Source organism: Nocardia sp. NPDC005745 (assembly GCF_040630775.1).
In the GTDB taxonomy this organism is placed as follows: domain Bacteria; phylum Actinomycetota; class Actinomycetes; order Mycobacteriales; family Mycobacteriaceae; genus Nocardia.
On sequence record NZ_JBEXYF010000039.1, the window covers coordinates 66,113 to 72,842 of the forward strand.

Annotated in this window: 9 protein-coding genes; 5 read left to right on the forward strand and 4 right to left on the reverse strand. The window is 69.2% G+C overall.

Annotation, left to right across the window (positions count from 1 at the left end; translation table 11 throughout):
• Positions 1–19 precede the first annotated feature (19 nt).
• Complete coding sequence (locus ABZ420_RS30555; protein ID WP_040870144.1) at positions 20–802, forward strand: ABC transporter permease; 783 nt, start codon at positions 20–22, stop codon at positions 800–802.
• 70 nt (positions 803–872) lie between these two features.
• Here the strand turns inward: ABZ420_RS30555 and ABZ420_RS30560 are convergent, their stop codons facing one another.
• The gene (locus tag ABZ420_RS30560; protein ID WP_357129943.1) at positions 873–1,208 is read right to left on the reverse strand and encodes an RNA polymerase-binding protein RbpA; all 336 of its coding nucleotides are present in this window, start codon (positions 1,206–1,208) and stop codon (positions 873–875) included.
• A gap of 245 nt (positions 1,209–1,453) precedes the next feature.
• Between ABZ420_RS30560 and ABZ420_RS30565 the strand changes: the two genes are divergently transcribed.
• Entirely contained in the window at positions 1,454–1,774 is a 321-nt protein-coding gene (locus tag ABZ420_RS30565) for a hypothetical protein (protein WP_040870108.1), read from the forward strand.
• Here ABZ420_RS30565 and ABZ420_RS30570 read toward each other — a convergent pair.
• Together ABZ420_RS30570 and ABZ420_RS30575 are read right to left on the reverse strand one after the other, a co-directional pair.
• Positions 1,746–2,828 (reverse strand): hypothetical protein, encoded by a 1,083-nt coding sequence (locus ABZ420_RS30570; RefSeq protein WP_357129946.1) that lies wholly within the window; start codon positions 2,826–2,828, stop codon positions 1,746–1,748. The two genes, ABZ420_RS30565 and ABZ420_RS30570, sit on opposite strands and share 29 nt — an antisense overlap.
• 254 nt (positions 2,829–3,082) lie before the next feature.
• Positions 3,083–3,793, reverse strand: a complete 711-nt coding sequence (locus ABZ420_RS30575; protein WP_357129948.1) for a M23 family metallopeptidase — start codon at positions 3,791–3,793, stop codon at positions 3,083–3,085.
• Positions 3,794–3,977: 184 nt separating this feature from the next.
• Between ABZ420_RS30575 and ABZ420_RS30580 the strand changes: the two genes are divergently transcribed.
• Positions 3,978–4,298, forward strand: a complete 321-nt coding sequence (locus ABZ420_RS30580) for a metalloregulator ArsR/SmtB family transcription factor (protein WP_357129951.1) — start codon at positions 3,978–3,980, stop codon at positions 4,296–4,298.
• A 54-nt stretch (positions 4,299–4,352) separates the two neighbouring features.
• Here ABZ420_RS30580 and ABZ420_RS30585 read toward each other — a convergent pair whose 3' ends face one another.
• Entirely contained in the window at positions 4,353–5,339 is a 987-nt protein-coding gene (locus tag ABZ420_RS30585; RefSeq protein WP_357129955.1) for a glycosyltransferase family 9 protein, read from the reverse strand.
• A 214-nt stretch (positions 5,340–5,553) separates the two neighbouring features.
• Here ABZ420_RS30585 and ABZ420_RS30590 point away from each other — a divergent pair, with 214 nt between their 5' ends.
• Together ABZ420_RS30590 and ABZ420_RS30595 are read left to right on the forward strand one after the other, a co-directional pair.
• Positions 5,554–6,144, forward strand: coding sequence for a DUF308 domain-containing protein (locus ABZ420_RS30590; RefSeq protein ID WP_357129958.1), 591 nt, complete (start codon positions 5,554–5,556; stop codon positions 6,142–6,144).
• 172 nt (positions 6,145–6,316) lie between these two features.
• On the forward strand, positions 6,317–6,622 hold the full coding sequence (locus ABZ420_RS30595) for a hypothetical protein (RefSeq protein ID WP_040871783.1): 306 nt from the start codon (positions 6,317–6,319) through the stop codon (positions 6,620–6,622).
• Positions 6,623–6,730: the final 108 nt, after the last annotated feature.

Below are 6,730 nucleotides of genomic sequence, written 5' to 3' on the forward strand. Positions count from 1 at the left end.
TTCCGCCCCGCGCCTGCGGCTGTTCCGGGACAGCGCGATCGTCGCCCACCGCAATCTGCTGACCATCCTGCGCGTGCCCACGCTGCTGGTGACCGCGACGATCCAGCCGCTGATGTTCGTGTTCTTGTTCGCCTACATCTTCGGCGCCTCACTGGGCGGGGGCCAGTACCGGGAGTTCCTGCTCGCAGGCATCTTCACCCAGACGGTCGCGTTCAACGCAGCGTTCACCACGGTCGGACTGGCCGGGGACTTACAGAAGGGCATCATCGACCGGATGCGGGCGCTGCCGATGTCGCGGCTGGCCGTGCTGATGGGCCGCACGCTGTCGGACCTCGTGGTGAACATCCTGAGCCTGGCGGTGATGGTCGGATGCGGGTACGTAGTCGGCTGGCGCATTCACGGCAGCGTCACCGATGCCGTGCTGGCGTTCGCGGTGATCCTGCTGTTCGCGTTCGCGATGTCCTGGATCGGAGCGTTGACCGGCTTGCTGTCACCGACCGTCGAGGTTGCGCAGAGCGCCGGACTGATCTGGCTGTTCCCGCTGACGTTCATCTCCTCGGCGTTCATCTCGGCCGAGACGCTGCCCGGCCCGCTGCGCACGATCGCCGAGTGGAATCCGATCACCGCGGTCTCGGCGGCGGGACGCAAGCTGTTCGACAACGACTCGCCGCCCACGTTTGTCCCGCCCACCGGCTGGGCCGCCGACCACTGCGTCGAATACGCGGTGGCCTGCTCGGTGGCGATCCTCGTGGTCGCCGTGCCGCTGGCGCTGCTGCGCTATCGCAAGGTGGCCAGTCGCTGACCGGCGTGCGAGACACGAACGGCCGCCGCATCCGACGATGCGGCGGCCGTTTTCCGTGAAGCGCGGACCGTCAGGCGCGGCGGCGGGTCTTGAGCAGGTCGAGGCGCTCCTTGAGCAACTCCTCGAGCTCCTCCTTGCTGCGGCGCTCCAGCAGCATGTCCCAGTGCGTGCGCGGCGGCTTGACCTTCTTGGCCTCCTGGCTGGTGCCTTCGATCAGCACGCCCTCCTGGCCGTTGCGGCACAGCCAGGTCGGCGGGATCTCGGCGTCGTCGGCGAAGGGAACATCGAATTCCTCGCCGTTGTCGGTCCGGTACCGGGCGATCCGACGCGGAGCCAGGTCGTGGTCGCGATCGGTCTCGTAGCTCACCGCTCCGAGCCGACTGCCTCGGAGTACGCGATCTGCCATGGTGTGCCTCTCCCTGTGTGCTCGAGTCTTCGTGCGCTGCGACCGTGTCCGCACGAGTGCGCGGGGCACCCGCCGGACCTTACGTACAACGATCGGGCCTGCGCCGATAGTTCCCGACGCGGCCGCGGTGAACCGTTCCATTGTAGTGCCCGCCTCGCGCAGGCCTCGCCACGCCCGATGCCGGGTGATTCGCGGCGGGGGTCGCTGAGCGGATCGCGGGTGGCGAGCGATTAGTGTTCTGCGTCATGTCGCGCCGCTTGTCCTGCCAGTGGTGTGGGCGGGAGATCGTGGAATCGGAGGCCGGCCGCCGTCGCCGGTACTGCCGCCAGTCCTGTCGCCAACGCGCCTACGAACACCGCAACAGCTTGAAGGGAACCGGAATTCCCGACGACGCGGTTGTGCTCAGTGCCCAAGAGGCCGCCGACCTGGCCGATCGCTGGTTCGCGGCCCGCTGCGCCGCCGAGGACGTCGCCACCGCCATCGGGGAGGGCGCGACGCCCGAGGAGCTGGCCGCGCTCGGCCGGACTCTGGTCGCGCTCACCCGTGACGCGGAACGTCTGCGCTGACCGGCCCCGCTGCCGTGTGGCGGTGCGCGGCTCCGGGGTCGCGGTGGCGGAGGTACACCGCACCGAGCAGTGCTCCGGCGGTCGCGACGAGCCCGCCTGCCGCGAGCCAGGTGGCGGGGTCCGGGTGGATCAGCGACTGAGCGCGCATCGCCTGCCAGAAGACCAGGGCCAGCAGACCGGCGTACCCGGCCGCGAGCACACCCACGACGGCGGCGCGGGCCCGTTCCGTACGCAGCCAGCGGTAGCGCGGTGCGAGCCAGGTGAGGGTGAGGGCCACCACCAGCAGCACCTGGATGCCGTGCAGTCCGACGAAGTGCGGAACGCGCAGGTCACCGCCGACGGTGCTCCAGTGCGTGATCGGCATGCCGCCCATGGCGTCGCGCGGCGCGAGATCGCCCGGATCGGTGATGACCGTGTGCCCGGCGGCCAATTCGACGATCCGCCCGTCGCTGTCGCGCACGAGCTGCTTTCCGGTGAAACCCATCAGGTAGCCCAGCGCCATGCCGACGACGGCCAGGGCCATACCTGCGTGGATGGCCCGTGCTGTCGGGCGGTCCACCAACCGCTGCCAGGCCAGGATCAGCACGATGAGCAGGTTGGCGAGGAACAGGCCGGGCACGCCGGAGGCGAAGACCACCTGACCGATCGAGTTCACCGGATCGTCCTCGGTGTTGAAGTGGCTGAAGGTGCCGCGGGCGGCCTGCAATACGATGAAGCCGACGTCGATGAACCCGGTCACCGCGAACACCGTCCCGAGCCACCAGGTGGCGCGGCTTCCCTTGTGCGGCAACGACAGCAGCCAGGCCAGGGTGAGGCTGTAGAGGAAGAACGCGAGGCCGAACTTCATCGGCTTGAGCCAGACCGACTCGCCGAGCAGTTCACGGTCGTCGACCGCCATCGCCGCGAGGGAGAACAAGACGAGCGTGGCCATCGCGGCCACCGTGCCGAGCAGCGGTCGATGCAGCCGCGCGCCCGTCGCCGCCTTCGTGCTCGGGACCGACCGCGGCGCTGACGACCCGTCCTGGGCCACGGCGACGAAACGTGTTGTGGACATGGACCGAAAGTAGGAATCGCGCACGCTGTGTGGCGTCCCGCCGCGGCGCTATTCGCGTCTAGTACTTCGGTACCGGGTCGCTATCGCGGGCCCTACCGCAGGGGCGGCGGAACCGAGTGCCGCAGCGGGGTCTCGAGGGCGAGAGGAAAGAATCGGGCCGCGAACGCGTCGTTGCGTTCGCGGCCCGTCGCGGGCGACGGCACTGTCGCCGAGTTCATTCGCGAGCCCCTCATGTCCCGCGAGAAGGATCGGGATCAGTCCTCGGGGGCATGCCCGACGTCGATGCCGCGCTCGGCCAGCCAGGGCTGCGGATCGATCTTCACGCCGTCGGGCAGATGGACTTCGAAGTGCAGGTGCGGGCCGGTGGAGTTGCCCCTGTTGCCGACCGTCGCGATGACGTCGCCCGCGCGGACCGGCTGGCCGACGTCGACGAGGATGTCGTTGACGTGGCCGTAGACCCCGACGGTGCCGTCGTCCTGTTGCACGCGCACCCACAGACCGAAGCCGGAAGCGGGGCCTGCTTCGATCACGACGCCGTCGGTGACCGTGGCGATCGGCGCGCCGAGCGGGTCACCGAAATCCAGGCCGGCGTGCATCGCGCCCCAGCGAGCGCCGAAATTCGAGGTGAGCACACCGGCTACCGGGCGGACGGTCTTCGGGCGGGTGAACTCCTGCGCGACGCGGTTCGGATCCCAGGGCACCGGCGCTGCCTGCGGCGCGGGGTTGTCGGGCGGGGTGAAGAGGGCGAACTGCGCTGTGCCCTCGGCCGGGCGGATCTCGCCCGACGCGATCTTCCCGGCGACGAGCCGGGCGGACGCGTCGGTGTCCGGGTCCTGCTGTGCTGCGGCGATGATGCCGAAGGAGGCGGTGACGACCGCGGAGGCGGCGACCACTCGGGTGACGGTGCGGTCGCGGCGTAATCGGGTCACGCCGCGACGGATCGGTAACGGAAAGGTCACGGGCATGGGGTCGAACGTACGGTAGCTGCCGCACCGGTCCGCTATCTTGTGGCAACCATCACCGGGGATAAAAGCCCAGCTCGACGGTCACGGCGAGGTAACGACATGTGGGCGTTGCCCACGCGAGCTGGGGATATGGCGCCCTTCCCAGGAGTTGACCGATGAAACGCCGGACGCCCACACTGTGTGAGTGGCGACTAATGGAGTTCAGGCCTTGACTGCGCTCGCGGACCCGACTCGCCGCGCGATCTTCGAGGCCTTGCCGCAGGCCGCGCGCTCGGTCGGTGAACTCGCGCGCGAAGTCGGTGTGACCAGTTCGGCGGTCTCCCAGCATCTGCGTGTGCTGCGCGATGCGCGGTTGGTCATGATGCGGCCGGAGGGCAACCGGCGGCTGTATTCGCTGGACCCGCGCGGCCTCGCCGACGCCCGCGACTACCTGGAGCAGTTCTGGCCGAGTGCGCTCGCTTCCTATTCCGCGGCGCTCAGAACCGCCGCGACGGCGGAAGCCTGACCGCGGAGGAACCAGGCGCCGCGATCGGCTCCCCGAATGGCGTCGGGACGGTGGTCATCCGACGCGCCGATACGCCGCCTTACGGCGGTCGGAGCCCGTGCCGGGCCAGTTGCGCTTGCTCAGCTGCTTGTCGACGGCATTGATCACTTCGGTGACCCCGATCTGCAGCAGACCCGGGTCGGGGGCGTCGGCGTCCGGGTCGCCGACGTGGCCGGTCCACAGCACCGCGTGCCGGCCGAGCAGGTGCGCGGGCGGACCGGCCCGCCGGGGCGGGGTGGGGCCGAACAGCAACACAGTGCGGGTGCCGAACGCCGTGGCCAGGCCTACGACCCCGGTGTCCCCGCAGATCACCAGGGCGGCCTCGGCGACGGTGGCGGCCAGATCGATGAGGTTCTGCTCTCCGGCGAGCACCCGGCCGACGGGCAGCCCCGCCCGGGCGGCGATGCCCAGCGCGAGCTGGCGTTCGTACTCGTCGCCGGTGATGACCACTTCGCGCCCGAGCATCAACAGGTGCCGGACCACCGCGGCGAAACGATCAGGCGGCCAGCGGCGGGCCGGTGCGCCCGCGCCGACGTGCACGACCACGCAGTCGCGGCGGCTGGTCGTCGACACCGGTGGAACCAGTCCGAGATTGCGGCGATCCGCTCCGATGCCGCCGTACTCCAGCAGATGACACCAGCGGTCCACCTCGTGCATGTCGGGTTCCCATTCCGGGCCGGACAGCTCCGGGAACGCGGCGTTGCGAAAGGAGAGGATGCGTCCGGGCCGGGTCTTGGACAGCGCGACGATGCTTTCGGCGCTCGCGCCTTGCAGGTTGACCGCCAACTCGGGAGGAGGCGCGTCCCAGCGAAGGTTGCCCGGGTCGGTGGTGGGCGCCAGCGCGTCGACCGAGGCGATCAGATCGACGATCGGCTTCAGTCGCTGCGGGGCCGCCAAAACGATGCGATCGTGCGGTTTGGCCCGGCGCAGTGCGCGGAGAGCCGGGACCGCGGTGAGTAGGTCACCCAGCCCACGCGCCTGCAACACGAGCAGAACCGCCACCCTCTTCTCCTAGCCACCCGAGTCTCACCGAACCCCGACCCACCCGTTCACCCCCGGGGGCGCCAACGAAGAGTCACTCAGAGATGACTACCCGACCGCACGAGCAGCGAAACGTGAACTCCGGGCAACGCGGCGGTACCGGCCGATCCAGCATGTTGCGGCCCACTGGGCAAATGGTCAGAAAACGCGAGGGGGTGAGCTATAGCATCAATGCATGACGACAAACAGCGTGGTAGAGGGTCCCCTGCAGTCTCTTGCCCGCCGTGCGTGGCAAACCATCCTGCTCACCGGCATCCTGGCGGTGATCCTCGGCATCCTGATCCTGGCCTGGCCGGGCATCACCCTGCTGGCGGCAGGCGTCATTTTCGGCGTCTACCTCGTGGTCACCGGTTTCCTGCAGCTGATCGCGGCCTTCGGAGCGCCTGGCGGCGCGGGCCTGCGGGTGCTGTCGTTCATCATCGGGGTGCTGTCCATCGTGGTCGGCGTCTTCTGCTTCCGCGACGAATTGGCCTCGATCCTGCTGCTCGGGTTGTGGATCGGCATCGGCTGGCTGTTCCGCGGGATCGCGCTGCTGGTAGCCGCGATCTCCGAACCCGGGATGCCGGGGCGCTGGTGGCAGGTGTTCTTCGGTGTCGTTACCGCAGCCGCCGGCGTCGTGCTGATCGTCTGGCCGGTGCGGTCGGTGGCCACGCTGGCCGTCCTGGCGGGGGTGTGGCTGATCATCCTCGGCATCATGGAGATCATCGTGGCGTTCGGGGTTCGCAAGGACACCGCGGCGGTCGGCGCCGCGCACGCCGCCGCCTGATCGCGGAAACGCTCGGCCGGGTGCTACCTGCGCCCGGCCGGGCGATGTCGTGTCTCCCGGCGTCTCGACCAGCACGGTTCCGTCCCGCTGGAACTCGTGACAGAATCACAGGCGCATTTCACGAGACGTCGGCTTCGGGGTTGGTCGACATCGAAAAGAACTGGAGGCACGAATGATTCGTACTGCTGGGTTTGTCGGTGCGCTGGCCCTGGCGGGGGCCGCGGCCATGCTGTCGGCGGGGACGGCGCAGGCCGCGGTCGGAACGCTGTCGATCAACGGTGAGCTGCACGCGGATCCGGTGGGCTGCTTGAACACCGACGGCACCTTCTACACCACGTTCCAGATCACCGTCGTCAACAGCACCGATCGTGCCGTCACGCTGTACTCCGGCCGGGACTGCACCGGCTCCGTGGTCGGCGAGTTGCCGGTGGAGAAGATCGGCTACCTGCCCAAGGGCGGCAGCGTCTCCGTCAGCTGACGAGTGACCGAGGTGGCGGCCGAGGCGTGATACCGCCTCGGGCCCGGCTTGCAGACGAACTGGGTGTGATTGAAGCGGCGTCAACCTATGGGCGGTCTGTGGCACTGG